The organism is Ensifer sp. ENS10, assembly GCF_014852025.1.
Taxonomy (GTDB): Bacteria; Pseudomonadota; Alphaproteobacteria; order Rhizobiales; family Rhizobiaceae; genus Ensifer.
Map to the genome: position 1 here is coordinate 347,573 of NZ_JACVAS010000004.1, position 25,768 is coordinate 373,340.

General features: G+C 63.9%; 24 protein-coding genes. 18 read left to right on the forward strand and 6 right to left on the reverse strand.

Annotated features, from left to right (window positions below; genetic code table 11):
• Positions 1 to 2: 2 nt before the first annotated feature.
• The 4 genes from IB265_RS17425 to IB265_RS17440 form a co-directional block, all read right to left on the reverse strand.
• On the reverse strand, positions 3 to 611 hold the full coding sequence (locus IB265_RS17425) for a (2Fe-2S)-binding protein (RefSeq protein ID WP_057251914.1): 609 nt from the start codon (positions 609 to 611) through the stop codon (positions 3 to 5).
• Between the two features lie 147 nt (positions 612 to 758).
• Positions 759 to 1,640, reverse strand: coding sequence for an AraC family transcriptional regulator (locus IB265_RS17430; protein WP_244495654.1), 882 nt, complete (start codon positions 1,638 to 1,640; stop codon positions 759 to 761).
• 123 nt (positions 1,641 to 1,763) lie between these two features.
• On the reverse strand, positions 1,764 to 2,279 hold the full coding sequence (locus IB265_RS17435) for an EVE domain-containing protein (protein WP_057251916.1): 516 nt from the start codon (positions 2,277 to 2,279) through the stop codon (positions 1,764 to 1,766).
• A gap of 203 nt (positions 2,280 to 2,482) precedes the next feature.
• Positions 2,483 to 2,629: a DUF1127 domain-containing protein gene (locus IB265_RS17440; protein ID WP_064817045.1), complete on the reverse strand. Its 147-nt coding sequence runs from the start codon at positions 2,627 to 2,629 to the stop codon at positions 2,483 to 2,485.
• Positions 2,630 to 2,964: 335 nt separating this feature from the next.
• Between IB265_RS17440 and IB265_RS17445 the strand changes: the two genes are divergently transcribed.
• Positions 2,965 to 3,675, forward strand: coding sequence for a GntR family transcriptional regulator (locus IB265_RS17445; protein ID WP_057252112.1), 711 nt, complete (start codon positions 2,965 to 2,967; stop codon positions 3,673 to 3,675).
• Positions 3,676 to 3,788: 113 nt separating this feature from the next.
• Positions 3,789 to 4,751, forward strand: coding sequence for a dihydrodipicolinate synthase family protein (locus IB265_RS17450; RefSeq protein ID WP_057251917.1), 963 nt, complete (start codon positions 3,789 to 3,791; stop codon positions 4,749 to 4,751).
• 109 nt (positions 4,752 to 4,860) lie between these two features.
• Here the strand turns inward: IB265_RS17450 and IB265_RS17455 are convergent, their stop codons facing one another.
• Positions 4,861 to 5,898 (reverse strand): Ldh family oxidoreductase, encoded by a 1,038-nt coding sequence (locus IB265_RS17455; protein WP_057251918.1) that lies wholly within the window; start codon positions 5,896 to 5,898, stop codon positions 4,861 to 4,863.
• A 155-nt stretch (positions 5,899 to 6,053) separates the two neighbouring features.
• Here IB265_RS17455 and IB265_RS17460 point away from each other — a divergent pair, with 155 nt between their 5' ends.
• From IB265_RS17460 to IB265_RS17495, 8 genes are all read left to right on the forward strand, one after another.
• Complete coding sequence (locus tag IB265_RS17460; RefSeq protein ID WP_192494933.1) at positions 6,054 to 7,571, forward strand: aldehyde dehydrogenase (NADP(+)); 1,518 nt, start codon at positions 6,054 to 6,056, stop codon at positions 7,569 to 7,571.
• A gap of 235 nt (positions 7,572 to 7,806) precedes the next feature.
• Positions 7,807 to 8,613: a transporter substrate-binding domain-containing protein gene (locus IB265_RS17465; RefSeq protein WP_057251920.1), complete on the forward strand. Its 807-nt coding sequence runs from the start codon at positions 7,807 to 7,809 to the stop codon at positions 8,611 to 8,613.
• A 71-nt stretch (positions 8,614 to 8,684) separates the two neighbouring features.
• Positions 8,685 to 9,350 carry an amino acid ABC transporter permease gene (locus IB265_RS17470; protein ID WP_057251921.1) on the forward strand — a complete coding sequence of 222 codons (666 nt, stop codon included), beginning with the start codon at positions 8,685 to 8,687 and terminating at the stop codon, positions 9,348 to 9,350.
• Between the two features lie 13 nt (positions 9,351 to 9,363).
• Positions 9,364 to 10,014 carry an amino acid ABC transporter permease gene (locus tag IB265_RS17475; RefSeq protein WP_034798414.1) on the forward strand — a complete coding sequence of 217 codons (651 nt, stop codon included), beginning with the start codon at positions 9,364 to 9,366 and terminating at the stop codon, positions 10,012 to 10,014.
• Positions 10,007 to 10,729 (forward strand): amino acid ABC transporter ATP-binding protein, encoded by a 723-nt coding sequence (locus IB265_RS17480; RefSeq protein WP_034798411.1) that lies wholly within the window; start codon positions 10,007 to 10,009, stop codon positions 10,727 to 10,729. The genes IB265_RS17475 and IB265_RS17480 overlap by 8 nt, the downstream gene beginning before the upstream one ends.
• Before the next feature lie 7 nt (positions 10,730 to 10,736).
• Positions 10,737 to 11,984 (forward strand): FAD-binding oxidoreductase, encoded by a 1,248-nt coding sequence (locus IB265_RS17485; protein WP_057251922.1) that lies wholly within the window; start codon positions 10,737 to 10,739, stop codon positions 11,982 to 11,984.
• A gap of 13 nt (positions 11,985 to 11,997) precedes the next feature.
• Positions 11,998 to 12,999 carry a 4-hydroxyproline epimerase gene (locus tag IB265_RS17490; protein WP_057251923.1) on the forward strand — a complete coding sequence of 334 codons (1,002 nt, stop codon included), beginning with the start codon at positions 11,998 to 12,000 and terminating at the stop codon, positions 12,997 to 12,999.
• A complete protein-coding gene (locus IB265_RS17495; RefSeq protein ID WP_057251924.1) occupies positions 12,996 to 14,687 on the forward strand; it encodes an aconitase X in 1,692 nt (563 codons plus the stop codon). The genes IB265_RS17490 and IB265_RS17495 overlap by 4 nt, the downstream gene beginning before the upstream one ends.
• Positions 14,688 to 14,703: 16 nt before the next feature.
• On the opposite strand, the gene IB265_RS17500 is transcribed toward IB265_RS17495, so the two are convergent.
• Positions 14,704 to 15,756, reverse strand: coding sequence for a LacI family DNA-binding transcriptional regulator (locus tag IB265_RS17500; RefSeq protein ID WP_057251925.1), 1,053 nt, complete (start codon positions 15,754 to 15,756; stop codon positions 14,704 to 14,706).
• Positions 15,757 to 15,873: 117 nt separating this feature from the next.
• Here IB265_RS17500 and IB265_RS17505 point away from each other — a divergent pair, with 117 nt between their 5' ends.
• The 8 genes from IB265_RS17505 to kduD all read left to right on the forward strand — a co-directional run bounded on the left by IB265_RS17505 (position 15,874) and on the right by kduD (position 25,761).
• On the forward strand, positions 15,874 to 16,974 hold the full coding sequence (locus IB265_RS17505; RefSeq protein WP_057251926.1) for a glycoside hydrolase family 105 protein: 1,101 nt from the start codon (positions 15,874 to 15,876) through the stop codon (positions 16,972 to 16,974).
• Positions 16,971 to 17,807, forward strand: coding sequence for a 5-dehydro-4-deoxy-D-glucuronate isomerase (gene kduI / locus IB265_RS17510; protein ID WP_057251927.1), 837 nt, complete (start codon positions 16,971 to 16,973; stop codon positions 17,805 to 17,807). The genes IB265_RS17505 and kduI overlap by 4 nt, the downstream gene beginning before the upstream one ends.
• Complete coding sequence (locus IB265_RS17515) at positions 17,804 to 20,290, forward strand: hypothetical protein (RefSeq protein ID WP_057251928.1); 2,487 nt, start codon at positions 17,804 to 17,806, stop codon at positions 20,288 to 20,290. Before kduI ends, IB265_RS17515 begins: the two co-directional genes overlap by 4 nt.
• Before the next feature lie 89 nt (positions 20,291 to 20,379).
• Positions 20,380 to 21,648 (forward strand): ABC transporter substrate-binding protein, encoded by a 1,269-nt coding sequence (locus IB265_RS17520; RefSeq protein WP_057251929.1) that lies wholly within the window; start codon positions 20,380 to 20,382, stop codon positions 21,646 to 21,648.
• A 197-nt stretch (positions 21,649 to 21,845) separates the two neighbouring features.
• Positions 21,846 to 22,874 carry a carbohydrate ABC transporter permease gene (locus IB265_RS17525; RefSeq protein WP_057251930.1) on the forward strand — a complete coding sequence of 343 codons (1,029 nt, stop codon included), beginning with the start codon at positions 21,846 to 21,848 and terminating at the stop codon, positions 22,872 to 22,874.
• Positions 22,871 to 23,923, forward strand: a complete 1,053-nt coding sequence (locus IB265_RS17530; RefSeq protein ID WP_057251931.1) for a carbohydrate ABC transporter permease — start codon at positions 22,871 to 22,873, stop codon at positions 23,921 to 23,923. The genes IB265_RS17525 and IB265_RS17530 overlap by 4 nt, the downstream gene beginning before the upstream one ends.
• Before the next feature lie 10 nt (positions 23,924 to 23,933).
• Complete coding sequence (locus IB265_RS17535) at positions 23,934 to 25,019, forward strand: ABC transporter ATP-binding protein (RefSeq protein WP_057251932.1); 1,086 nt, start codon at positions 23,934 to 23,936, stop codon at positions 25,017 to 25,019.
• Positions 25,003 to 25,761, forward strand: a complete 759-nt coding sequence (gene kduD / locus IB265_RS17540; protein ID WP_057251933.1) for a 2-dehydro-3-deoxy-D-gluconate 5-dehydrogenase KduD — start codon at positions 25,003 to 25,005, stop codon at positions 25,759 to 25,761. The genes IB265_RS17535 and kduD overlap by 17 nt, the downstream gene beginning before the upstream one ends.
• Positions 25,762 to 25,768 lie beyond the last annotated feature (7 nt).

The window sequence follows — 25,768 nt, forward strand, 5'->3', positions numbered from 1 at the left end:
GGTCAGTCCCTCCCCGCCGCGTCGGCAACAGCCGCGACGATGCCGGGATAGGCGCCGCAACGACAGATGTTGCCGCTCATCCAGAAGCGGATCTCGTCCGTCGAGCCGGCATGGCCTTCAGCGATACAGCCGACACCCGACATGATCTGCCCCGGCGTGCAGAAGCCGCACTGTAGGCCCTCATGCGCCACGAAGGCTTCCTGGAGCGGATGCAGCACGCCATCTTTCTCGAGCCCTTCGATCGTTTCGATCCTGGCGCCGTCATGCATGCATGCCAGTGTGAGACAGGAGACGATGCGCTTGCCGTCGACAAGCACCGTGCAGGCGCCGCAGGCGCCCTGGTTGCACCCTTTCTTGGTGCCGGTGAGATCGAGCGTCTCGCGCAGGACGTCCAGGATCGATTGCCTTGGGTCGATGGTCAGAACATGCAGTTCGCCGTTCACGGTCATGGTCAGGGTCATGGGGCTTACCTCCTTCGCCGGAGAACCTGTCGCTGCTGTCGACTGGGACGGCAGCGCCGCCAGCGCCACGGTTCCGGCACCTGCCAGAAGCGCTTCCCGGCGCGACAGCACCGGACCTTGCACATAGGATTCTGATCTATTTTCGACCATGTCGGAAACACTCTCCTGCCTCACCAAACCGTGCAGAAGATAGGCGTCGAACGACGGCGTTACTGTTGCGATCTTTCGATCCTGCTTGAAAGTTGCGGCGGTCGAGGACGCCGGCGCACGGGAGCGCCGGCCCGGCCGCAGCCGAGGTCAAAGCCGACGGCGAAACTCGCTCGGGGTGAGGCCCGTCACCTTGCGAAAGCTCGACGCGAAAGCCGATTGCGTTTCATAGCCGACGACAAGAGCTATATCGGTGATGCGCAGCGTCCGGTCCGCAAGCAGCGCCTTGGCGTGGGCGATGCGCTGCCGTGTCAGCCAGACATAGGGCGTGTGCCCGGTCGCCACACGAAAAGCGGTACAGAAATGAAAACGACTGAGATTCACGAGATCCGCCAGTTCCTGAAGCCGAATATCCTTGGTGAGATTGTCACGCATGTAGGTGGTGACACGCTTGATCTGCCAGGCTGAAAGGCCACCCCGTGGTCCGGGGGCGAGGGGCACGGATATTGCGGCGTGCCCGCGCAGAAGCTGGAGACAGACAAGATCGAGAAGCTGCTCGATGAACAGGTGCGATACCGCGTCACCGGTACTGATCTCGTCGTTGATCAAGGACATGATCGTAAACAGTTTGGGATCGCTGAAATTCACGCGGTCGAGAAGCTCGGGCTCACGACCATTCCCAACCTGATCCGCGCAGGCAAGCAGGCGCTGGTGCCCCAGAAAGATATTCGACACTTCGACGGCACCATCCGCGCGCCAAAGTCCTTCGTGCCCTCTGGGCGCAAAAGTGATGGTGCCGGCATGCGCCGGGGCGGTGATCGTCTGACGACCAACCTTCAACGAAGCAGTCCCGTCGCCTGCATACTTCGCCGCGAGAATATGATCCTTCAGTGGTGGCAGGTGGTACTCGAAGGGCTCGTTGCGCCAACGGCCGACCAGGCGCGTATCGCCGGAGAACACGTCTGGAATGACCGGCGGGGAAAACCCCCGCTGCAAGCGACGGATATGAGCCTCCGTATCCGCAAGTCCCATTCCGCCCATTCGATCTTGTCTCTCGTGGATAGCCAGAAACGCGGTATCTCCCGGAGAACTAACATCTTTCCCCGCGGGCGAAAATATCGCGCGCGGGTCAAGTTTTCGACCCGCGGGCTGCAATCACGCCCAGGCTTGCCGGCGGTATTCGGCTACCCTTGGGAAAACGCCACCAAGGTCGGCATGCATGGCGCGCGCGATCACGCGGAAATCATGTTCGCTGATGGCGAAATGACCGAAACGAAGTTTCTGATCCCAGTTTCGATTGCCCTCGGCAAATTCCAGGCTGTCGAGCCACGGACGGACGGGAGCCTCCATACTATCGGCCCAATCGATATCGCCGCGATGCGGCGCGACTCCACCCATTGCAAAGAAGTGGGGCGGACGCTCCTTGACCACACCAATGGCCGTAAAACAAGCGAGCCCCGCTCTGCCGCTGAAGGCGGCGTTGGGTGAATAACCGATAAAACCGTCGCCCGCCTTCATGCGCGTCAACGGCTGCACGTTGCCGTGGCCGAATCGCGAGAAGCCGCCTTCCTGCGCATGCTGCATGTCATCGCCGGAAACCGCGCCGATCCAGAAGTTGCGCTCGCCCTGCCGGCTTCCTGCACCCACTTGAAACACATCCTGCGCCAACATCGGTCATCCCTCGATCTCTGATCATGGGAGCACTTTACGCGCGACCCCTGCCAGATTCTGTCAGCATTGAATTCGAGGAATTGGTGCCGGGGCAACCTGGATTTCGGCGGAGCAGTTGCCCCGCGTGCAACCGTTCGCCACAAAGCAAAAGCGCCCGCAGGAGATGCAGGCGCTTGGCAAATTTTCAGTCTGTGTAGATCGCCTTAGCGGGCGAAGGCCGTGCGTGCGACGCGGTCGATGTCGGCGCGTTCGATGCCGAGGTCACGGAGTTCCCGGTTCGACATGCGGCCCAGCTCGGTGACCGTCTGACGATACTTGCGCCAGTTGTTGATGGAGCGTGCGATGTTCATTTGATCCCCCTTTCAATGGGCTTTCGAAGCCTGGCAGCCAGTCCGTGGCGCCTCGTTTCGCTTCGATGAACACCTTATAACTCAGGCCCTTGGTAAGTTGCAGCGCTCAAAAGTCAGCGCTCCCATGTGGGAAATGCATGGGTCGTTTTGCGTGCCGCAAGGTCAAGCGCAAAGCCCGCGCGTTGTGATCTTCCCTTGTTCGCGCCCTACCGGACAGAAGGCAAAAGCAACAGCTGCGTGCATTCGAAATGTCAGCCTCGCACAATCGTTGCCACGGAAGCTGTTGATCCCGACGGCAGAGACAAGTATTTCTTTTGTCGACAAAGGAATCCGAGATGACCGATATCGACACCGACAACAGCCCCATCCCCGAACGCAAGCGCGGTTCCGGCGTGAAGATGGTCTATGACCTCCTGCGCGACGAGATCCTCGACCTGGTGCTGCCGCCGGGCAGCCCGATCGACGAAGTGCAGCTTGCCGAGCGACTGAAGATGTCGCGCACGCCGATCCGCGAGGCGCTGGTCCGACTTGCCGGCGAAGGGTTGATCGACACGCTGCCCAACCGCTCGACGATGGTAGCGAACATCGACTTCCTCAACTTGAACCCGTTCTTCGACGCCCTGGTGCTGATGTACCGCGTCACCACGCGGCTTGCGGCGCAGAACCACCGCCCGGAAGACCTGCCGATCATTCGCGGCTTCCACGAGGACTATGCCGCGGCCGTCCAGGCGCGCGACGCGCTGACGATGATCGCCACCAATGCCGCTTTCCATGCGGCGATCGCCGAGGCCGGCCGCAATCCCTATTTCACCAGCCTGTTCCGCCGGCTGCTCGACGAGGGGCGGCGCATCCTGCGCCTCTACTACCAGTCCTACGAGGAGCAGTTCCCGCAGCGCTTCGTCGACGAGCACGCGGCGATCATCGCTGCAATTGCGGCGCGCGACATCGAGACGGCGGACCGTCTCGGCAAGGCGCATGCCGAGCAGATCGTCGAGCAGGTACAGAAGCTCTTTGCCCGCAATAATAAGCTTGATATCGCCCTTTAGAGATCTTTGTATTTTTCTTGTCGACAAATAAAATACAAACGGCTATTGTCTAGATCAAAGGCAAGGGCGCGCGTGCGCCGTTGCCCCGAAGACAAAGCCGAGAGGAGTTTCAGATGAAGGCTCAGATTTTCACCGGCGTCATCCCGGCGCTGATGACCCCCTGCAAGGAAGACCGCACCCCCGATTTCGACGCGCTGGTGCGCAAGGGCCAGGAGCTGATCGCTCAGGGCATGTCCGCCGTCGTCTATTGCGGCTCGATGGGTGACTGGCCGCTCTTGACCGATGCGCAGCGCATGGAAGGCGTCGAGCGCCTGGTCAAGGCCGGCATCCCGGTTATCGTCGGCACCGGCGCCGTCAACACCGCGTCGGCCGTCGCCCATGCGGCGCACGCCGAGAAGGTTGGCGCCCAGGGCCTGATGGTCATCCCGCGCGTGCTGTCGCGTGGTTCGGTCGTCGCCGCCCAGAAGAACCACTTCAAGGCCATTCTTTCGGCCGCCCCGAGCCTGCCGGCCGTTATCTACAACAGCCCCTATTACGGCTTTGCCACCCGCGCCGACCTGTTCTTCGCGTTGCGCGCCGAACATCCGAACCTCGTCGGCTTCAAGGAATTCGGCGGCGCTGCCGACATGCGTTATGCGGCCGAAAACATCACCAGCCGTGACGATGGCGTTTCGCTGATGATCGGCGTCGACACGGCCGTGTTCCACGGTTTCGTCAACTGCGGCGCCACCGGCGCCATCACCGGCATCGGCTGCGTGCTGCCGAAGGAAGTCATCCACATGTGCAACCTGTCGCGTGCCGCCGCCGAAGGCGACGTCGACGCCCGCCAGCGCGCACTGGAACTGGAACAGGCGCTCGCCGTGCTCTCGTCCTTCGACGAAGGCCCGGACCTCGTTCTCTACTTCAAGCACATGATGGTGCTGAAGGGCGACAACGAATACACGCTGCACTTCAACGAAAGCGACGTGCTTTCGGACAGCCAGCGCGGCTACGTCGAAGCCCAGTTCAAGCTGTTCAACAGCTGGTACGCCGAATGGAGCAAGCTCCCGGGCGCTGTCCAGAAGTGCAAGGCCTGATCGTTCGATCGGCCCGCAATTGAAAAAGGCCCTCCGGTTGGAGGGCCTTTTTTTCGTCTGGCGACCTCGACGGCGTGTCGAGGAGAGTACAGTTCGCGTAAGTATCGGCTTACGCGATGGCGTCAATCCCGAGGGCAAGCAGCCGGTCCAGCTGCTCGATCTCGGATGTGTTGAGGACGACGCCTTCGGCCTCCGACTTGGCGCGCGCCGCGAAACGGCGCTGCGACGGCAGGCGGGCGCCCTGGCCGACGATCGCCTCGAACAGCACTTCGGCGCGGGCAAACGGATTACCGGGCCTTCCGGCTGCAAACTTCTCCGGCGAGAAGGCGACGATCAGTTCGCCGTGGAAGGGCGCAAGGGTCGTCGTGCCGAGATAATCCAGCACTTCCGGGCTCGTGAGGTCGCCGATCATGATGCCGGCGAGAAGCTCCACCATCGTGCCGATCGCAGAGCCCTTATGGCCGCCGAAGGGCAGCATGGCGCCGGCAAGGGCTGCTTCCGGATCGGTCGTCGGGTTGCCCTCGGCGTCGATCGCCCAGCCCTCGGGTAGCGGTTTCCCCGCGCGGCGGTGCAGCTCGATCTCGCCGCGGGCAGCAACCGAGGTCGCAAAGTCGAAGACGTAGGGCGGCTGGTTTTCGCGCGGCCAGCCGAAGGCGAAGGGGTTGGTGCCGAGCAGCGGCTTGTTGCCGCCGGTCGGCGCAACCGTCGCATAGCTCGGGCACATGACGAGGCCCGCCAGCCCTTCGCCGGTCAAGCCTTCCACTTCGGGCCAAAGCGCCGAGAAATGGGTGCAATCATTGATGACCAGCGCGGCGATGCCCAAAGCACGGGCGCGTTCGGCGAGAACCGGCAGGCCGAGCTCGAAGGCCGGATTGGCGAAACCGCCCTTGGCATTGACCTTGACGATGGCCGAGCCTTCCTGCGCGTCGAGCTCGGGCACGGCATCTGCCTTCACCTTGCCGGCCTTGACAGTGCGCAGCGCCCCTTCGATGCGGTAGATGCCGTGCGATTTACAGGCGTCACGCTCGCCGGCGACGATCACGCGAGCAAGTGCGCCTGCCTGAACGCCGTTGAGCCCAGCCTTCAGGAAGATCGCCTCGACGCGCTCGAAAAGTGCTGAAATCGTCAGGGTATTGGTTTCGCTCATCTCTCTCCCTCTCAAATGCTGCGCCTGATCCGGATGAGCCAGTCAGGCGATTGATGTTCTGCATACATATAGTATACAAAGATCCGACAAGTGCAATTCAGCCATGATCCCTCTGCCACAAAAGGCAATCCGGGATCGAGAGAAAGGATCGCCAGATGGCCTTCACCCCCAAAGGAAAACACCTTGTCGCCGGCGAATGGCTCGACGGCGCGGGCACCTTCGCATCCGCACCCGCTCACGGACCGGTCCATCAGTTTGCCACCGGCACCGTTGACCTGGTCAACCGTGCGGCTGAAGCCGCGGAAGAAGCATTCCTGAGCTACGGTTATTCGACCCGCGCCGAGCGCGCCGCCTTCCTGCGCGCGATCGCCGACGAGATCGAGGCGCGTGCCGAGGCGATCACCGAGATCGGCGCCCAAGAAACCGGCCTGCCGGAAGCCCGCCTGCAGGGCGAACGCGGCCGCACCACCGGCCAGCTCCGCCTGTTCGCGGACCACATCGAGAAGGGCGAGTATCTCGACCGCCGCTTCGATGCCGCACTGCCCGAGCGCCAGCCGGCGCCGCGTCCGGAGATCCGCCTCATCCAGCGGCCGATCGGCCCGGTCGCCGTCTTCGGCGCCTCGAACTTCCCGCTCGCCTTCTCGACCGCCGGCGGCGACACGGCCGCCGCACTTGCCGCCGGTTGCCCCGTGGTCGTCAAGGGCCACTCGGCCCATCCCGGAACCGGCGAAATCGTCGCGCAGGCTGTTGAAGCCGCGATCCGCAAGACGGGCGTGCATCCGGGCGTATTCTCGCACATCCAAGGCGGTAACCGACAGGTCGGCGAAGCGCTGGTGCAGCATCCGCTGATCAAGGCCGTCGGCTTCACCGGTTCGCTCGCCGGTGGCCGTGCGCTCTTCAATCTTTGCGCCGCGCGCCCGGAACCAATCCCGTTCTTCGGTGAGCTCGGTTCGGTCAACCCGATGTTCCTGCTGCCGGAAGCACTCAAGGCGCGCGCCGAAGGCCTTGGCCAGGGCTGGGCCGGCTCGCTGACCATGGGCGCCGGCCAGTTCTGCACCAATCCCGGCATCGCCGTCGTTGTTGAAGGCGCTGACGCCGATCGCTTCACCGCCGCCGCCGTCGAAGCGCTCGGCAAGGTGGCGCCGCAGACGATGCTGACCGACGGCATCGCCAAGGCTTACCACGACGGCAAGGCGCACTTCGAAAGCCGCAATACCGTCAAGCCACTGCTCGTGACCGAATCCTCAGGCCGCTCGGTCTCGCCGAACCTGTTCGAAACGACCGGCGACCAGTTCCTCGCCGACCATGCGCTCGGCGAAGAAGTCTTCGGTCCGCTCGGCCTCGTCGTCCGCGTCGGTTCGACCGGCGAGATGGAACAGCTTGCCCGTGGATTCCAGGGGCAACTGACCACGACGATCCACATGGATACGGCCGACCTCGAAACCGCCCGTCGTCTGCGCCCGATCCTCGAGCGCAAGGCCAGCCGCGTGCTCGTCAATGGTTTCCCGACCGGCGTCGAGGTGGTCGATTCCATGGTCCACGGCGGACCTTATCCGGCCTCGACCAACTTCGGCGCGACCAGCGTCGGCACCCTGTCGATCCGCCGCTTCCTGCGGCCGGTCGCCTACCAGAACATGCCGGAAGCCCTGCTGCCCGAGGATTTCCAGGGCTAAAACGGAAGAGGAAATGGGTGGGCGGCTTGCCGCCCGCAGTCCGCTCTCACGTATGAGACACGACAGATCGCTGCGCAGACATCCCATTTGGCGAAACAAATGGGATGTCTGCGTGCGTTCTGCGTTATGATGATATACTTTTTGTATACTAATTGTATTTTTCTATTGATTTACGCTCTCTAAAACGGAATAGTGCCCCAGCCGTCAAACGGCACTCATTTCAGGGAGAGAGATAATGAAGACTTCGGTGCTTGCGCTCGGCCTCGTTGCGGCCGCTGCTCTGACCAGCCAGGCCCATGCCGACAAGCTGGATGACGTCATCGGCTCGGGAACGCTGCGTTGCGCGGTCGTGCTCGACTTCCCGCCGATGGGTTCTCGCGACGAGAACAACAATCCGATCGGTTTTGACGTCGACTACTGCAATGACCTCGCCAAGGCCCTCGGCGTCACCGCCGAAATCGTCGAAACCCCGTTCCCGGAGCGTATTCCCGCTCTGATGTCGGGCCGTGTCGACGTCGGCGTTGCCTCGACCTCGGACACGCTTGAGCGCGCCAAGACCGTCGGCATGACGATCCCCTACTTCGCCTTCGAAATGGCCGTGACCGCCAATGAAAAGTCGGGCGTCAAGTCCTTCGAAGACATGAAGGGCAAGGTCGTCGGCGCCACCGCCGGTACCTTCGAAGCCATCGCGCTTGAAAAACAGGTCAAGGAATGGGGCGCCGGCGAGTTCCGTCCGTACCAGACCCAGGCCGACGTCTTCCTCGCTCTGAGCCAGGGCCAGATCGACGCCACGGTTTCGACCTCGACCGTTGCGCAGGCCAACGTGAAGACCGGCAAGTTCCCGGGCATCGCCGTTGTCGGCAAGGCTCCGTTCGACACCGACTACGTCGCGCTCTTCACCAACCGCGAAGAATACGGCTTCGTCAACTTCCTCAACCTTTTCATCAACCAGCAGGTCCGCACCGGCCGCTACGCTGAGCTCTATGAAAAGTGGGTCGGCGGCGAACTGCCAGACCTTACGGCAAAGGGCGTTTACCGCTAATCTGCCGTCCATCTGGCGGCGCGAAGTGTAGCTTCGCGCCGCTATTCGTTTCCGAAGAGGCGAGACGAAACATGTTCAGTTATACCTTCCATTGGAACCAGGCGCTGAAAGCCCTGCCGCAGATGCTCGATGGAGCGCTGGTCACCTTGCAGGTGGCTCTGCTCTCGATGGTCATCGGCCTGGCACTGGCGCTGGCGCTGACGGCCTGCCGCCTGTCCGGCAATCGCATTCTCGGCGGTTTTGCCACCGCTTGGGTCGAAATCGCCCGTAACACGCCGGCGCTGTTCCAGATCTACATGGCCCATTTCGGCCTCGGCAATTTCGGCATCCACTTGAGCCCCTATACGGCGCTGCTCGCCGGGATCGCCTTCAACAACGCCGGCTATCTCGCGGAAAACTTCCGCGGCGCCCTCAAGGCCATTCCCGACACCCAGACGCGCGCCGGCCGCTCGCTCGGCATGACGCCGGTGCAGGCCTTCCGCTACATCGTGCTGCCGCAGATGCTGCGCATCGCCTTCCTCCCCGTTACCAACCAGATGGTCTGGGCAATCCTGATGACCTCGCTCGGAGTTACCGTCGGCATGAACACCGACCTTGCGGGCATCACCCAGGAACTGAACGCCCGCTCGTTCCGCACCTTCGAATTCTTCGCGATCGCCGCAGTGATCTACTACCTGATCGCCAAGGCCGTGACGCTGGCAGCCCGTCTGCTCGCCGCGCGCATGTTCCGCTACTAAGGAGAGGTGAGAGATGTTCAATACCGCCCTCACCCTTGCTGATCTCGGCTTCCTGCTGCAAGGCGCCCTGATGACGCTTGCGGTCACCGCCGTCTCGGTCACCGCCGGCACCGTCCTCGGCATCATCTTCGGCGTCGTGCGCAACCAGGTCGGCCCCTACTGGGCCGCACCGCTCACCTTCGTGCTCGACATCTTCCGCTCGGTGCCGCTCCTGATCCAGCTGGTGCTTGCCAACGCCTTCCAGGCGATCGCCAAGCTCGGCTGGGCGCCGTTCACGACGTCCTGCGTGGTGCTGTCGCTCTACACGGCCGCCTACTGCACGGAGATCGTGCGCGGCGGCATCTCCTCCGTGCCGCCGACGACGCGCCGCGCTGCCCGCTCGCTCGGCATGACCTGGTGGCAGGACATGCGCTACATCGTGGCGCCGCTTGCGACCCGTGTTTCGCTGCCGTCCTGGATCGGCCTGACGCTCGGTGTCATGAAGGACTCCGCACTCGTTCTCTGGCTTGGCCTGATCGAGCTGCTGCGCGCCTCGCAGGTGCTCGTCACCCGTCTGCAGGAGCCGCTGCTGATCCTTCTGATCTGCGGCGCCATCTACTTCCTCATCAGCTTCCCAATCGCCCGGCTCGGCGGTTACCTTGAAAAACGGTGGTCCAATGATTGAGATCCAGAACGTTCGCAAATCCTTCGGCTCGCTGGAGGTTCTCAAAGGCATCGACCTCACCGTCAACAAGGGCGAGGTGCTGACCATCATTGGCGGCTCCGGTTCCGGCAAATCGACGCTGCTGACCTGCATCAACGGTCTCGAGCCGATCGATGCCGGCCGCATCCTCGTCGACGGCACCGAGGTCCACGCGAAATCAACAAACCTCAACAAGCTGCGCAGCAAGCTCGGCATCGTCTTCCAGCAGTTCAATGCTTTCCCGCACCTGACCGTACTTGAAAACGTCATGCTGGCGCCGCGCAAGGTGCTCGGCCTCTCCAAGGAAAAGGCTGAGGAGAACGCCGTCAAGCAGCTCACGCACGTTGGCCTCGGCGAGAAGCTCGGCGTCTATCCCACCCGCATGTCGGGCGGCCAGCAGCAGCGCATGGCGATCGCCCGCGCGCTTGCCATGTCGCCGGAATACATGCTGTTTGACGAAGTGACCTCGGCACTCGACCCGCAGCTCGTCGGCGAAGTGCTCGACACGCTGCGCATGCTTGCGTCCGAAGGCATGACGATGATCTGCGTCACACACGAAATGAAGTTTGCCCGCGAAGTTTCCGACCGCGTCGCCTTCTTCCACAAGGGCGTGATGGCGGAAATCGCAGCACCCGAGGCGCTCTTCGGCGCGCCGAAGGACCCGGAACTCCAGAAGTTCCTGGCAGCGACGCACTGAGCCGATCATGAAGGATGCAGCTCAGCCTGACGTCATCGTCATCGGCGCCGGCGTCGTCGGCCTTTCCGCGGCGATCGCCGCCCAGGCACGGGGACTTTCCGTTACCGTGCTCGACCGGGAAGGCCCGGCCGCAGGTGCCTCTGCCGGCAATGCCGGGGCCTTCGCCTTTACCGACATCCTGCCGCTCGCCTCTCCCGGCATCCTCAAAAAGGCGCCGAAGTGGCTGCTCGACCCGCTTGGGCCCTTGAGCGTCCCGCCGGCCTACGCGGTGCAGATCGCCCCGTGGATGTTCCGCTTCTGGCGCGCCTGCTCGCCGGGCCGCGTTGCGCATTCGACGACGGCGCAGACCGCGATCATGGACCTGTCCAAGGCGGAGCTAGAACCCTTCCTCACCGCAACCGGCACCCTGCCGATGCTGCGCAAGGAAGGCAATCTCCAGGTCTATGAAAGCGAAGCCGAACTGAAGGCGTCGCTTCCCGGCTGGAAGGCGCGGTCCGAGCACGGCATCGAATTCCGCCATATGGGTGCGGCCGAAATGGCCGAGATCCAGCCCGGTCTCGCGCCGCGCTTTACTCATGGCACCTTCACGCCCGGCTGGTACTCGATCGCCGATCCGAAGCTCTATACCCTCGCGCTCGCGGACCATTTCCGCGCGAAGGGCGGCATCATCGAACGCGCCGAGGTTACGGCATTGCGGCCGGTCGAGGGTGGCGTGGAACTGACGTCCAACGGCAAGACACGGCGTGCAGACCAGGTTGTGCTATCCGCCGGCGCCTTCTCGCATCAGATCGCCCGGACGCTCGGCGAACGTATCCCGCTCGAAACCGAGCGCGGATACAACACCACGCTGCCGCAGGACGCCTTTGACCTGCGCACCCAGGTCACCTTCGGCGGCCACGGCTTTGTCGTCACGCGGCTTTCGACCGGCATCCGGGTCGGCGGCGCCGTCGAACTCGGCGGCCTCAAGCTGCCGCCGAATTTCCGCCGCTCGGAAGCGATGCTGAAGAAGGCGCAGAAATTCCTGCCCGGCTTCAAAAGCGAAGGCGGCGTGCAGTGGATGGGCTTCCGCCCGTCACTGCCCGACAGCCTGCCGGCGATCGGCCGCGCCCGTGCCACGGGGCGCGTGATCTACGCCTTCGGCCACGGCCATCTCGGCCTGACGCAATCGGCCGGCACCGCGCGTCTCGTCGCCGAACTCCTGACCGGCCAACGGCCGGCAATCGACATCCAATCCTTCTCGGCGCAACGTTTCTGATAGGGCTTCGACCATGGCCAACCATACCTTCTCCTGCATCGACGGACACACCTGCGGCAACCCGGTCCGGCTCGTTTCCGGCGGCGGGCCGCGGCTCGAAGGGGCCAACATGCTGGAGAAGCGGGCCCACTTTCTGCGCGAGTTCGACTGGATCCGCACCGGCCTGATGTTCGAGCCGCGCGGCCACGACATGATGTCCGGCTCGATCCTCTATCCGCCGACGCGGCCCGACTGCGACGTCGCGGTGCTCTTCATCGAGACCTCCGGCTGCCTGCCGATGTGCGGCCACGGCACGATCGGCACCATCACCATGGCGATCGAGAACGGGCTGATCACCCCGCGTGAACCGGGCAAGCTGTCGATCGACGCGCCGGCCGGCAAGGTGGACATCACCTATCGCCAGGAAGGCCGCTTCGTCGAGGAAGTGCGCCTCACCAACGTGCCGGGCTTCCTCTATGCCGAGGGCCTGACGGCTGAGGTCGAGGGCCTCGGCGAGATCGTCGTCGACGTCGCCTATGGCGGCAACTTCTACGCCATCGTCGAGCCGCAGAAGAACTTCCGCGACATGGCCGATCATACCGCCGGCGAGCTCGTCGGCTGGAGTCCGAAGCTGCGCGCAGCCCTCAACGCCAAGTACGAGTTCGTCCATCCGGAACACCCCGAGATCCAGGGCCTCAGCCACATCCAGTGGACCGGCAAGCCAACCCAGCCCGAGGCGCATGCGCGCAACGCCGTGTTCTACGGCGAAAAGGCGATCGACCGATCGCCCTGCGGCACCGGCACCTCGGCGCGCATGGCGCAGCTTGCCGCCAAGGGCAAGCTGAAGGTCGGTGACGAGTTCGTGCATGAATCGATCATCGGGTCGCTGTTCAAGGGCCGCGTCGAGGCGGCGACCAAGGTTGCCGACCGCGACGCCATCATCCCTTCGATCGCCGGCTGGGCCCGCATGACCGGCATCAACACGATCTTCATCGATGACCGCGACCCCTTCGCCCATGGATTTGTCGTAAAATGACCCAATCGATCTCCGCCCGCTGCATTCTCTCTGGCTCCGCCGATGGCCCCATCATCGCCACCGAGGAGGCGCTGAGCTTCTGGGGCGGGGTCGATCCGGCAACCGGCGTGGTGATCGATGTGCATCACCCGCTGCACGGGATCTGTCTCACCGGCGGCATCCTGATGATGCCGTCGAGCCGCGGTTCCTGTACCGGTTCGGGCGTTCTGCTCGACATGGCGCTCACGGGCCGGGCGCCTGCCGCATTGGTCTTCTGCGAAGCCGAGGACGTGTTGACGCTCGGCGCACTGATTGCGGCTGAGATGTTCGGAAAATCTCTGCCGGTGCTCAGGCTTTCCCGCGACGCCTTCAAGATGCTCTCGCAGGCAAAGTCAGCACGGATCGGCGCTGGCACGATCGAGGCCGACGGCCTGATTATCCCGGTCGAACCGCCGGCGACGGCGGCTCTCGATCTCACTGAAGCCGACCGCGCCATGCTCGATGGCCGCGATGGCGTTGCGGTCCAGCAGGCGATGCGGATCATTTCGGCGATGGCAGCGCAGCAGGGGGCGGAAAAGCTCATCGACGTGGTCCAGGGCCATATCGACGGCTGCATCTATGCGAGCCCCGCCAACCTCACCTTCGCCGAAAAGATGGCGAACATGGGCGCCAAGGTTCGCGTGCCGACCACGATGAACGCGATCTCGGTCGACCGCGCCAACTGGCGGGCGCAGGGCGTGCCGGAAAGTTTCGGCGACCCGGCGGCTAAGCTTGCCGACGCCTATGTGCGCATGGGCTGTCGCCCGACCTTCACCTGTTCGCCCTATCTGCTCGACAGCGCACCGAAATCAGGCGAATCCATTGCCTGGGCGGAATCCAATGCCGTCATTTTCGCCAACACCGTGCTCGGCGCGCGCACGGCAAAGCACCCGGATTTTCTCGACCTCTGCATCGCGCTGACGGGCCGCGCGCCCCTCTCGGGCGTCTATCTCGACGAGCCGCGCAGGGCAAAACGCGTCATCGACGTGGACCTGCCTGAGAATATCGACGACGCCTTCTGGCCGCTGATCGGTTACCTCGCTGGCCGGGCAGCCCCCGATCGCATCCCGCTGTTGCGTGGACTTGCGTCCGCACGGCCCTCGCGCGACGACCTGAAGGCGCTCTGCGCCGCCTTCGGCACGACATCCGCAGCCCCCATGTTGCATGTGGAAGGTGTGACCCCGGAAGCGGAAGGTGCCGCGGCTGAGGATGCCGATCACACGGCCACCACGCGCGCCGACATGGCCGAGGCCTGGGCACATTTCAACGAGGGACCAGCCGAGGTCGAGCTCGTCGCCATCGGCAGCCCGCACGCCTCGCTCGAGGAATGCCGCGCGCTGGCCGACGCCTTCGATGGTCGCAAGCGGCATGGCGATGTCGCCGTGATCGTGACCGCCGGACGAGACGCGATCGCCGCAGCACGGGAAGAAGGTCTGCTGGCTCGACTGGAGGCAAGCGGCATCCAGGTGTTGCCGGATCTCTGCTGGTGCTCGATCTCGGAGCCGGTGTTCCCGACGAAGACGCGGGCGCTGATGACCAATTCCGGAAAGTACGCCCATTACGGCCCCGGCCTCTCCGGCCGCGCCGTCCGCTTCGGCAGCCTCGCCGATTGCGTTGAAGCGGCGCTCACGGGCCGCGTCCCGGCACGTCTGCCGGCCTGGCTGTCGTAGCGACTTCGCCGCGGGCTTAGGCGCCGCGCGGCGGTGCCGTCGAGGCCCGCGGCACCAGATGGCAGGCGAGTTCGACGCGACGCGGCGGCGCCGGGATGCCCGACAGCGTGTCGCGCAGAAGATCGAGCGCTACCGAGCCGATCTCGCGCATCGGGATGTGCATCGTCGTCAGCGGCGGATTGAGGAAGGCCGCTTGCGGCAGGTCGTCCATTCCCATGACCGAGACATCGCCCGGAACCGAAAAGCCCTTTTGCTGGATGCCGAGCATGGCGCCGACGGCAAGGCTGTCGCCGGCCGCGAGCACCGCGGTGAAATCCAGCCCCCGCTCCGAAATCCGCTGCGTCAGCGCCTGTATCGCAAGCTCGGGCAGCCAGTCCTCGACGGTGACGAGCAAGTCGTCGGTTGCGAGCAGGCCTTTCGCGAGCAGCCCGTCGCGCCAGCCCTCGTAGCGCCGTTCGATCGTACGGCGCCCCGGCCGCATCAGGAACAGGATGCGCTCGTGGCCGAGCTCGATCAGGTGATCGGTCGCAAGCCGCGCGCTCGATCGGTTGCAGGGCGTGACGCTCGATAGCCGCATGAACGGGTCGTCGCTGTTCAAGAGCACCACCGGCTTTTCGAAGCCACGGGTCGCGGCAATCATACCTTCGTCGTCGATGGTGAGAAACAGCAGACCGGCGACCTGCTCGTCCTCCTCTGCCTCGGCAAGCACGGCCAGTTCTTCGCTTCTATCCGCAATCGGCCGAGTGACGATTTCGAGATCGAGCGCCTGGGCCCGCTCCTTCAGCCCCTCCAGCACGTAATGCGTAAACTGGTTGCGCACATAGTCGATCATCGCAGCACTGGACGCCGCCACGATGACCTTCTGACCGGCGACCGCCGTCGGGATCACGTAGTTGGCGTTCTTGGCCGCTTCCAGCACCTTCTGGCGGATTTCCGCGCGCACGCCCTTTTCGCCAGCAAGGGCGCGGGAGGCGGTGCTCAAGGAGACGCCGCAGGCTTCGGCGATGTCCTCCAGCCGAACACGCTTGCTCTTCTTGCCGCGTTTGCCGGGCAGCGGTTTTGCGATCATGTGATCCTCCCTTGCCACAATATTGGGAAAAATTTTCATATTGCGCAAGAAAAAACATCGTGCCTTTATCTTTCTCAAGAAGGCCGAGGGAAGAGCGGCTTAAGGAGGAGGAGTGCCATGGGCCTCAACGCCCACGATATTCGCACGGGTCTCGATCGTCTTGTCGGCGGCATGACCGGTCTCAAGCATGACGGCCGGTTCGATGAACCGAACCTCGACGGGACCGCAGGCGACTACATCAGCTTCGACAGCTGGGAATGGCCGCAGGGTGTTGGCCTCTATGGCCTGATCAAGCTCTGGCTGTTTACCGGCCGCGAGGACATCCGTCAGCTTATCGAAGGCTGGTACGAAGGCCGCCTTGCTGCCGGGCTTCCGGAACTCAACGTCAACACGACCGCGCCGATGCTCGGCCTCTCGGTTCTCTGGGCCAAATCCAGGAATCCCCGCTGGAAGCCGCTGCTCGACGACTGGGCAAACCGGGTGATGAGCGAAATGGGCCGGACGCCGGAAGGCGGATTCGAGCACCATGTCTCCGACAAGGTGAATGACAACGAGCTCTGGGACGACACGCTCTATATGGTCGCCCTGTTCCTCGCCTCCTATGGCCAGGCGAGCGGCCGGCGCGAACTCGTCGACGAGGCCTCGCGGCAATTTCTCGTGCATGCCCGCTACCTTGCCGACACCCAGTCGGGCCTCTGGTTCCATGGCTGGACCTTCGACGGCCGGCACAATTTCGCCCGCGCCCGCTGGGCCCGCGGCAATGCCTGGATCACCGCCGGCATGCTCGATTTCTTCGACCTCGCTGAGCTCGCCGCACCGGTCAAGGAATACCTGCGCGGCGTGCTCGTCACCCAGGTCGAGGCACTGCTGCCGCTGCAGGCCGCTTCCGGCGCCTGGCGCACGCTGCTCGACGACGCGACTTCGTACGAGGAGATCTCGGCGACCGCCGGCATCGGCTACGGCCTGCTCAAGGGCTATCGGCTCGGCTATGGAACGCCCGCCTGGAGAGCCGCCGGTCTGCGCGCGCTTGAAGTCGTGATGCGCAACATCGACGAGAGCGGCACCGTGCTCAACGTCTCCTACGGCACACGCATGGGCCACGACCTGCAATTCTACAAGGACATCCCAATTCAGCCGACCGGCTACGGCCAGGCACTGGCAATCCTGTGCCTCTCCGAAGCCCTGCAGCATGTCGGCCCGGAAGGACAGGCAGCATGACAATGAAGGTTCTCTACGGGGCCAACCCCGAGGATATCAAAGGCTACGACACGGCGCGGCTGCGCCGCGAGTTCCTGATCAGCGATCTCTTTGCAGCTGACGCCGTGAACTTCACCTACACCCATGTCGACCGGCTGATCCTCGGCGGCGCCATGCCGAAAACAAAGAGCGTCACCTTTGGATCGGGCGCTGATATCGGCACACCCTATCTGCTTTCGGCGCGCGAGATGGGCATCGCCAATCTCGGCGGCACCGGGACGATCACCGTCGACGGTAAGAACTTCGTGCTCGAAAATCGCGACGTGCTCTATGTCGGACGCGGTGCCAAGGAAATCGTCGTTGCAAGCGAGACCGCCGACCGCCCGGCCCGCTTCTACATAAACTCGGTGCCCGCCGGTGCCGATCTGCCGCACCGGCTGATCAAGAGGGCGGAGGCAAAGGCGCTTGAGCTCGGCGACGTCAAGCGCTCGAACAAACGCCGTCTCGTCATGTACATCCACCCGGAAGTCATGCCCTCCTGCCTGCTTCTGATGGGCATTACCGATCTGGCCGAAGGCAGCGCCTGGAACACCATGCCGCCGCATGTGCACGAGCGGCGCATGGAGGCCTATTGCTACTTCGACATGGCGCCGGAAGACCGCATCGTCCACGTGATGGGCGAGCCGGAGGAGACCCGGCACCTGATCGTCGCAAACGGCGACGCCGTGCTTTCGCCCGCCTGGTCGATCCATATGGGCGCCGGCACCGGCCCCTATGCCTTCGTCTGGGGCATGACCGGCGAGAACCAGGAATACAACGACGTCACCCCCGTAGCCTTGGCTGAGCTGAAATGAGCGATACTATTTTCCATCTGAAGAAAAGCCTCGTTGCGGGGCAGGCCGTCGGCTACTGGCAGCTCGGCACGATTGCCGAGGAGCGTTTCGACGTGCCGGACCAGCCGATGAAGGGCGAAATGGACCCCTTCTTCTTCCTGACCAAGCACAAGAACTTCATTCCGCACGAGTACCCCTGCCGGACGATTTTTGCCGAACAGTTTCGCGGCAAGCGGCCGCAGGTGCGCGGCACATTCGAGGCCAGCCGCTGGTGGCTGCCCTTCGGATCGCCGCGGCTCGACCTCTCCGGCTTCTGGTTCCGGCCGACACGGCTTGCAACCTGGGCCCGCACCTCGATCGAGACCGACACGGGTGGCACCGCCAAGATTCGCCTGGGCACCTGCGGCGGCGCGGTGCTCTTCCTGAACGGCACTGAGGTCGGCTGGATGGCGCCCTATAGCCGCAATCTCGAGGCCAAGGCCGAATTCGAACTGCCGCTTCAAGCCGGCCTCAACGAAGTCACGATCTTCTTCGACGACCTCGCCGAACGCGATGCGCGTTATTTCTTCCAGTTCGACTATCTCTCGGGACCGACGGCGCGCGTGGCGCTGCCCGTTCCCTGCCCGAGTGCGGCCGCCGCCGATATCGAGACCGCACTCGACGGCATGCATTTCGACCGGACCGCCTATTTCGAGGGCGACATCACCCTTCTCTTCGCCGCCGCCCTGCCGCTCGATGTCAAGGTCAATGTCGCGGTCGAAGGCGACTTCATGTCAACCGAGCGCTTCGACCACGACTTCGTGCTGAAGGCCGGCGACAAGAGGCTGGTTGTCGGACCATCGGAAGAGACACCGGCCGATTTCCGCCATTTCCGCATCACGCTTGATGCCAGCGGCTTCGTTGCGTCGCGCTCTCTTGGCGTCGAGATCTGCCACGCCGGCCGCCAGGGCAAACCGTCGGAGACGCTTGCGCGTCGCATTACCGAGACGCTCGACGAGATCTCGGGCTTTTCCGAACGTGACACGGTCCGCGCCTTCGCCCGGCTTGCCGGCGGTCGCGGCGGTACCGACACCGACGCGATGATCGAGGAAATTCTGCCCTCAATCGAGGACTGCCACGACTGCGCCGACTTCTCGCTGGTGCCGCTCATCTGGTCGCGCACCACATGGGGTCAGGATATCGGCGAAAAGACGCGCGATCGCATCGATCAGGCGATCCTTGGCTTCCGCTACTGGATGGATGAACCCGGCAACGACGTGCAGTGGTATTTCTCCGAAAACCACGCGCTTCTGTTCCACACTTCGGCCTATCTCGCCGGCCATCTCTTCCCCGAGGCGACCTTCCGTCGCTCGGGCCGCAAGGGCAGCGAGCAAAGCGCCGTCGGCGCTGCCCGCGTTCGCGCCTGGCTCGATCATTTCGAGGCCTGGGAAATGGCGGAGTTCAACTCCGCGCCCTATTTCCCGATCGACCTCAAGGGCCTGACGGCACTGGCGGCACTCTCGCCCGACGCCGACATCGCCGACCGCGCCAAGAAGGGCATTGTCCGTCTCTGCGAGATCATCGCCCGCTCGGCCCATCACGGCATGGTGACGGCAGCGCAAGGGCGCTCCTACGAGCACACGCTTTGCGCCGGTCGCTCGCTCGAGCTTTCCGGCGTCGCACGCCTGCTCTGGGGCAAGGGCTGGTACGGCCGCCGCGTGCATGCGCTGCCGCAGCTTGCCGTCTGCCTGCGTGACCACGGCGTTGTGGTTCCGGAAACACTTGCCGCCGTTGCCTGCCACGAGGATGAGGCCACCCATCAGGAGTGGCGCTTCGCCCAGGGCGAAAACCGCTTCGCGGCGCTATACCATTACAAAGGCCGCCATTTCGCCATGGGCTCGGCGGCGCATTATCGCTGGAATGAATGGGGCTATCAGGAAACGGTGCTGCACCTGCGCCTTGGCCAGCGCCCCGAAGCGGCGATCTGGATCAACCATCCGGGCGAAACCATTCAGTTCGGGTACGGCCGGCCATCCTATTGGGGTGGTTGCGGCACCCTCCCTCGTGCCCACCAGTACAGGGGGCTGGCCGTACTCGACTTTGCGGCCGTCAGCGAACAACCGGACTTCACCCACGCGTGGTTCCCGGTCGCCGAGTTCGACGAGAGCAGGGTCAAGGGAAAGCTGGCACTTGCGCGCAGCGGCCGTGGCGCCGTTGCCCTGATCGGCGCAACCGAACTGTTACCGGTGACCGATGGCCCGTCAGCGAATGCGGAGCTGCGCCAGGCCGGCCACAAGACGCGCTGGATCATCCGGGTTTGCGAAGCCGAAGAGCTTTCCGGGGTGGAAACGAAGTTTGCCGGGCTCTCCGTCGTGGAAACTGCCGACGGTGCTTTCGTCATCAACGATCCAGACTATGGCCGCATCGTCTTCCGCAACGACGGTTCGACGGAAGCCGAAGGGCGCACCATCGCCGCCAAGGATTTCACCGTGGCAGGTGAGGCAACCATGCTCGCCGCCAGATAAGGCAAATAGAATCGCGCCGGCCGGGGAAGCCGGCGCAAGCCCCAAACGAGCGGGAGGACGCTCGCCTAGATAAGTGGAGGAGAAAGACAATGAAGAAGACCGGAAAGATGCTCGCGGCGCTCGCCGTCGGGCTCCTGACGTCGACGGCGGCAATGGCCGGCGACGTGCGCATCATGTGGTACTCCGATGGCGTCGAAGGCGAGGTGTTGAAGGACCTGCTCGACCGCTTCATGAAGGAGAACCCCGGGATCAACGTGATCCTCGACAACGTGTCCTACAGCGTCGTCAAGGAGCAGCTGCCGGTGCAGCTCGAAGCCGGCAACGGCCCCGACATCGCTCGCGTCACCAACCTCAAGGCCCAGAGCCAGCACTGGCTCGACCTTAGGCCGCTGGTCGCCGACGCCGCCTATTGGGACGAGAATTTCGGCGGGCAGGCAGACTGGATGCGCCCCGACGGATCGAACCAGATCTCTGGTTTCATGACCCAGATCACGATTGCCGGCGGCTTTGCTAACAAGACGCTGTTCGACCAGGCGGGCGTCGCGATCCCCGGCAAGGATGCGACCTGGGACGACTGGGCGAAGGCAGCCAAGCAGGTGGCAGAAAACCAGCAGGTTCCCTTCCCGATGGCGCTCGACCGCTCCGGTCACCGCCTCAGCGGCCCGAACCTTGCCTATGGCGGCAACTATATCGGCGCCGACGGCAAGCCGGCGCCGCTTGATGATGGCTCGAAGAACTTCCTGAAGACCTTCGTCGGCTGGGTTGCCGACGGCACGATGAGCAAGGACGTCTGGGTTTCGGCCGCCGGCTCCACCTATCGCGCCGCCGCCGACGACTTCATCAACGGACAGCTCGTCTACTACTATTCCGGTTCCTGGCAGGTTCCGAACTTCTCGACGAAGATCGGCACCAACTTCGACTGGGTGGCGACCGGCAGCCCCTGCGGTCCCTCAAACTGCACCGGCATGACCGGCGGCGCCGGTCTGGTGGCGGTCAAATACACCGAGAACCCGAAGGAAGTGGCCAAGGTGATGGACTATCTCGCGAGCGAACCGATCGTGAAGGAGTTCTCCGAGCGCACCCTGTTCCTGCCTGCGCATAAGGGCGTGCTTGCCAAGGAGCTCGACTTCAGGACCGACGACCCCCAGGCAAAGGCGGCGCTCAACGGCTTCGTCGAGGCGAGCAAGTCGCTCTCCGACGAGGCGCGCAAGCTGCCCGGCTGGCTCTGGTCCGACGCCGTCTACGGCGCGCTCGTCACCCGTGTCAGCCAGGCTGCTGCCGGCGAGATGACAGTCGACGAAGCGTTCACGCGCATCGATAGCGATATCGCCACCAAGGTGAAAGATAGCGGCAACTGATCCGGGCGATCGATACCCGGTTTCCGACGGTGTGACGTATCATGCCGTCGGATCAGCCGCCGACACACCAGTAAGCATTAGCTTACATAATGCTGACATCCGGCAAGCAGCGCTTGCCCGTCTCTTGCGGGCAGCAGATCACAATCCGGCGACGATCGTTGCGCTACAAAGCGCGACCGGTGGCGAGGTAGCAAACGATGAAGGCAGATGTTCCAAGAGGAGGCGGCTCACGCCTTGGCGAGGCGGTCATGGTGCCCGTACGACTGCTGATGGGCGCCGTCGACGCGCCGCTGCGGTTCGTGCAGCGCCGGCTCGGCATCGGCGGCATGGCGACCTTCTTCCTGCTGCCGAACATGCTGATCTTCGGCATATTCGTGCTGCTGCCGTTCTTTATCAACTTCGCCTATTCCATGACCGGCGGAACCGCCCTCTTCCTCCCCGACCGAAGCTTCGTAGGCGGCGACCAATATGCGCGCCTCTTCGATTGCGTGAATTACACCAACCCGAACAGCTGCGCGGAAGACACCTTCTGGACCGCCGTCGGCAACACTGCCTGGTTCGTGGTGCTGCAGGTCACCCTGATGATCCTGTTTTCGCTGGTGACGGCGCTGATCCTCAACCGCGACCTGATGGCGCGCAGCTTCTGGCGGGCGGTGTTCTTCTTCCCGGTGCTCCTGTCGCCCGTGGTCGTCGGCCTCATCTGGAAGTGGATCCTGCAGCGACAGGGGCTCTTGAATTTCGGCCTCTACAGCCTCGGCCTCGAGCCGCATACTTGGCTCAATGATCGCAACTGGTCCTTTGCGGCAACCGTCGGCGTTTCGATCTGGGCGCATATGGGCTTCTACACGCTGATCCTGCTTGCCGGCCTGCAGGCGATCCCGAAGGATCTCTATGAAGCGGCCGAGATGGACGGCACCCGTCCGGCGCGCGCCTTCTGGCGCATCACCTTGCCACTGCTGATGCCCAACCTGCTCGTCGTCATCGTGCTCGTGCTTATCCGCGCCGTGCAGATCTTCGACGAGATCTACGTGCTGACCGGCGGGGGCCCAGGCACCAGCACACTCTATATCACGCAATACATCTACGAGACCGGCTTCGCGACGCAGTTGCGCAATCCCGGCCTTGCCGCAGCCGCCTCGATCCTGATGGGCGCCGTGCTGGTTGTCCTCACCCTGGTCCAGCTCGGCCTTGGCCGCAAAGGCGAGAAGAAGGGAGCCCGAAAATGAGCCGTCTTGCCGAATTCATCTTTCGACGTCGCGGCCGCAATGGCTGGCACTGGACCGATATCGTCACCTGGGTCTGGCTCATCGGCGGTCTCTTCATCATGTTCGGCCCGGCCGTCTGGCTCGTCGGCTCCTCCTTCAAGTCGCCGGCAGCCCTTGCCGAATTCCCGCCGACGATCATGCCCTATGTAACGCAGAAGGCGACCGTCGAAGGTTACGACAAGCCGCTCGATCTCTACGAGGTGACGCTGCCGGATGGCAGCAAGAAGGTGCTCGCCGAGGTTCGCCGCATCGGCATCGTCAGCCAGATGGTCGCGCCGGAGAAGCCGACCGAGATCGTCAAGGTCAACATCGCCGAGCGCACGCCGGTGCGCACAATGTCCTTCGCCACCTCGAACTACAGCGAGCCCTTCACCCATTTCGATTTCGTCCGCTATCTCTGGAACTCCGTTTTCGTCACGGTGACGGCGACGGTGATTACGCTCATCGTCAATTCGATGGCCGCCTTCGCGCTCAGCAAATACGAGTTTCGCGGCCGCACCTTCGCGATGCTCTTGATCCTCGCCACCCTGATGGTGCCGCTCTCGGTGATCATGGTGCCGCTCTATTCGATCGTCTCGGCGCTTGGCCTCTTCAACAATCTCTGGGGGGTGATCCTGCCGACGGTCGCGACGCCGACCGGCGTCTTCATCCTGCGCCAATACATGCTGACCATCCCCGACGAGCTGATCGACGCCGCGCGCATGGACAAGGCATCGGAGTGGCAGATCTACTGGCGCATCATCCTGCCGCTGACGGCACCGGCGCTCGCTGTGCTTGCGATCTTCTCCGTCGTCTGGCGTTGGAACGACTTCCTCTGGCCGCTGATCGTGCTCTCCCGCAAGGAGCTTTATACGCTGCAGGTGGGCTTAAGCATCTATTCCGGCGAGCTGAACGTGCAGTGGCATTTCATTCTCGCCATGACGGTCGTGACCATGATCCCGGTCGTCCTGGTCTTCATCTTCCTGCAACGCTTCATCACCACCGGCATTGCCGGCACCGGACTGAAATAAGGGGGCACCCATGGGCCACATCAAGCTTACCAATGTGACCAAGTCGTTCGGCGCCGTCGACGTGCTTCATGGCATCAACCTGGATATCAAGGACGGCGAGCTCGTCGTCTTCGTCGGCCCCTCCGGCTGCGGCAAGTCCACGCTGCTGCGCATGATCGCCGGGCTGGAAAAGCCGACCGGCGGAGAACTCGCGATCGACGGCAAGGTGGTCAACGACGTGCCGGCCGCCGACCGCGGCCTCGCCATGGTCTTCCAGTCCTACGCGCTCTATCCGCATATGAGCGTGCGCCAGAACCTCGCCTTCGGCCTCGAAAACACCCGCATGCCGAAGACGGAGATCGCCGAGCGTATTGGGGAAGCCGCGCGCATGCTGGAGATCGAGCCCTATCTCGAGCGCCGGCCCGGGCAGCTTTCGGGTGGCCAGCGCCAGCGCGTCGCGATCGGCCGCGCGATCGTGCGCCGCCCCGTTGCCTTCCTGCTCGACGAGCCGCTGTCGAACCTCGACGCTGAACTGCGCGGCTCCACCCGCGCCGAGCTTGCGGCCCTTCACGCCCGGCTGTCGGCAACGATGATCTATGTGACACACGACCAGGTAGAGGCGATGACGCTCGCCGACCGCATCGTCGTCCTGCGCGCCGGCCGCATCGAGCAGATCGGCACGCCGCTCGAACTCTATAACAAGCCGGCCAACCGCTTCGTCGCCGGTTTCATCGGCTCGCCGCACATGAATTTCCTCGAAGGCACGCTGGAAGCGGCCGGCACGGGTTCGGCGGTCGCAACGCTGAAGGGCGGCCACCGGCTGCAGGTTCCGATCGCCGACGCAGCAGCTGCAGCCGGCTCGCCCATCACGCTCGGCGTCCGGCCGCAGCACATCACGCTTGATACCGGTGAAAGCGGCATTCCCGCCAAGATCCGCCTCGTCGAGGCGCTCGGTTCCGAAACCGTGCTGCATGCCGATGTCGCCGGCCAGAAGATCCTGGTCGTCGCCCCCGGTCAGCATGACCTGGCACCGGGATCGGAAATCAGGCTGTCGCTCGCGGCTGCCCCCATACATCTCTTCAACGACAAGGGGCTTCGCCTTGAACGCGCTGTTTGACCTCACAGGCAAGACCGCCCTCGTCACCGGCGCCCGTACCGGCCTCGGCCAGGGCATGGCTCTGGCGTTGGCGCGGGCCGGCGCCGATATCGCCGCCCTCGGTTCGACGCCCATGCCGGAGACGGCAGTGCTGGTACGAGAGGCGGGTGTTCGCTTTCACGAACTGACCGTCGATCTCTCCAGGCCTTTCGACGCGGCGTCGGCGATCGGCGACGTCGTGGCTGCCCTCGGCGGCATCGACATCCTCGTCAACAATGCCGGCATCATTCGCCGCGCCGACCTGCTCGACTATTCCGAGGACGACTGGGACAGCGTGCTCGACGTCAACCTGAAGGCGGCCTTTCTGCTGTCGCAGGCCGCAGCGAGACACATGGTTTCGACCGGACGCGCCGGCCGGATCGTCAATGTCGCCTCGATGCTGACCTTCCAGGGCGGCATTCGCGTGCCGGCCTATGCCGCCTCGAAGCACGGCATCGCCGGCCTCACCAAGGCGATGGCCAACGAGCTTGCGCCGTGCGGGATTACCGTCAATGCGATCGCCCCGGGCTACATGGCGACCGACAACACCGAGGCGCTGCGCAACGACCCCGATCGCAACGCCCAGATCTCCGCCCGCATTCCGATGGGGCGCTGGGGCACGCCCGACGATCTCGCGACCGCCGTGCTCTTCTTCGCAGCACCCGCCTCCGGCTATGTCACCGGAACGGTGCTGCCGGTCGATGGCGGCTGGCTCGTTCGCTAGGCGCCAC

What these genes read in the sequence shown, in the direction of transcription:
- IB265_RS17440 (WP_064817045.1), bottom strand. Translation starts at nt 2,629, where the DNA reads ATGAACATCGCACGCTCCATCAACAACTGGCGCAAGTATCGTCAGACG.
- IB265_RS17485 (WP_057251922.1), top strand. Translation starts at nt 10,737, where the DNA reads ATGAAGGATGCAGCTCAGCCTGACGTCATCGTCATCGGCGCCGGCGTC.
- IB265_RS17465 (WP_057251920.1), top strand. Translation starts at nt 7,807, where the DNA reads ATGAAGACTTCGGTGCTTGCGCTCGGCCTCGTTGCGGCCGCTGCTCTG.
- IB265_RS17515 (WP_057251928.1), top strand. Translation starts at nt 17,804, where the DNA reads ATGAGCGATACTATTTTCCATCTGAAGAAAAGCCTCGTTGCGGGGCAG.
- IB265_RS17455 (WP_057251918.1), bottom strand. Translation starts at nt 5,898, where the DNA reads ATGAGCGAAACCAATACCCTGACGATTTCAGCACTTTTCGAGCGCGTC.
- IB265_RS17460 (WP_192494933.1), top strand. Translation starts at nt 6,054, where the DNA reads ATGGCCTTCACCCCCAAAGGAAAACACCTTGTCGCCGGCGAATGGCTC.
- IB265_RS17445 (WP_057252112.1), top strand. Translation starts at nt 2,965, where the DNA reads ATGACCGATATCGACACCGACAACAGCCCCATCCCCGAACGCAAGCGC.
- IB265_RS17475 (WP_034798414.1), top strand. Translation starts at nt 9,364, where the DNA reads ATGTTCAATACCGCCCTCACCCTTGCTGATCTCGGCTTCCTGCTGCAA.
- IB265_RS17505 (WP_057251926.1), top strand. Translation starts at nt 15,874, where the DNA reads ATGGGCCTCAACGCCCACGATATTCGCACGGGTCTCGATCGTCTTGTC.
- IB265_RS17425 (WP_057251914.1), bottom strand. Translation starts at nt 611, where the DNA reads ATGGTCGAAAATAGATCAGAATCCTATGTGCAAGGTCCGGTGCTGTCG.
- IB265_RS17525 (WP_057251930.1), top strand. Translation starts at nt 21,846, where the DNA reads ATGAAGGCAGATGTTCCAAGAGGAGGCGGCTCACGCCTTGGCGAGGCG.
- IB265_RS17435 (WP_057251916.1), bottom strand. Translation starts at nt 2,279, where the DNA reads ATGTTGGCGCAGGATGTGTTTCAAGTGGGTGCAGGAAGCCGGCAGGGC.
- IB265_RS17430 (WP_244495654.1), bottom strand. Translation starts at nt 1,640, where the DNA reads ATGGGACTTGCGGATACGGAGGCTCATATCCGTCGCTTGCAGCGGGGG.
- IB265_RS17535 (WP_057251932.1), top strand. Translation starts at nt 23,934, where the DNA reads ATGGGCCACATCAAGCTTACCAATGTGACCAAGTCGTTCGGCGCCGTC.
- kduI (WP_057251927.1), top strand. Translation starts at nt 16,971, where the DNA reads ATGACAATGAAGGTTCTCTACGGGGCCAACCCCGAGGATATCAAAGGC.
- IB265_RS17470 (WP_057251921.1), top strand. Translation starts at nt 8,685, where the DNA reads ATGTTCAGTTATACCTTCCATTGGAACCAGGCGCTGAAAGCCCTGCCG.
- IB265_RS17520 (WP_057251929.1), top strand. Translation starts at nt 20,380, where the DNA reads ATGAAGAAGACCGGAAAGATGCTCGCGGCGCTCGCCGTCGGGCTCCTG.
- IB265_RS17450 (WP_057251917.1), top strand. Translation starts at nt 3,789, where the DNA reads ATGAAGGCTCAGATTTTCACCGGCGTCATCCCGGCGCTGATGACCCCC.
- IB265_RS17500 (WP_057251925.1), bottom strand. Translation starts at nt 15,756, where the DNA reads ATGATCGCAAAACCGCTGCCCGGCAAACGCGGCAAGAAGAGCAAGCGT.
- IB265_RS17530 (WP_057251931.1), top strand. Translation starts at nt 22,871, where the DNA reads ATGAGCCGTCTTGCCGAATTCATCTTTCGACGTCGCGGCCGCAATGGC.
- IB265_RS17480 (WP_034798411.1), top strand. Translation starts at nt 10,007, where the DNA reads ATGATTGAGATCCAGAACGTTCGCAAATCCTTCGGCTCGCTGGAGGTT.
- IB265_RS17495 (WP_057251924.1), top strand. Translation starts at nt 12,996, where the DNA reads ATGACCCAATCGATCTCCGCCCGCTGCATTCTCTCTGGCTCCGCCGAT.
- IB265_RS17490 (WP_057251923.1), top strand. Translation starts at nt 11,998, where the DNA reads ATGGCCAACCATACCTTCTCCTGCATCGACGGACACACCTGCGGCAAC.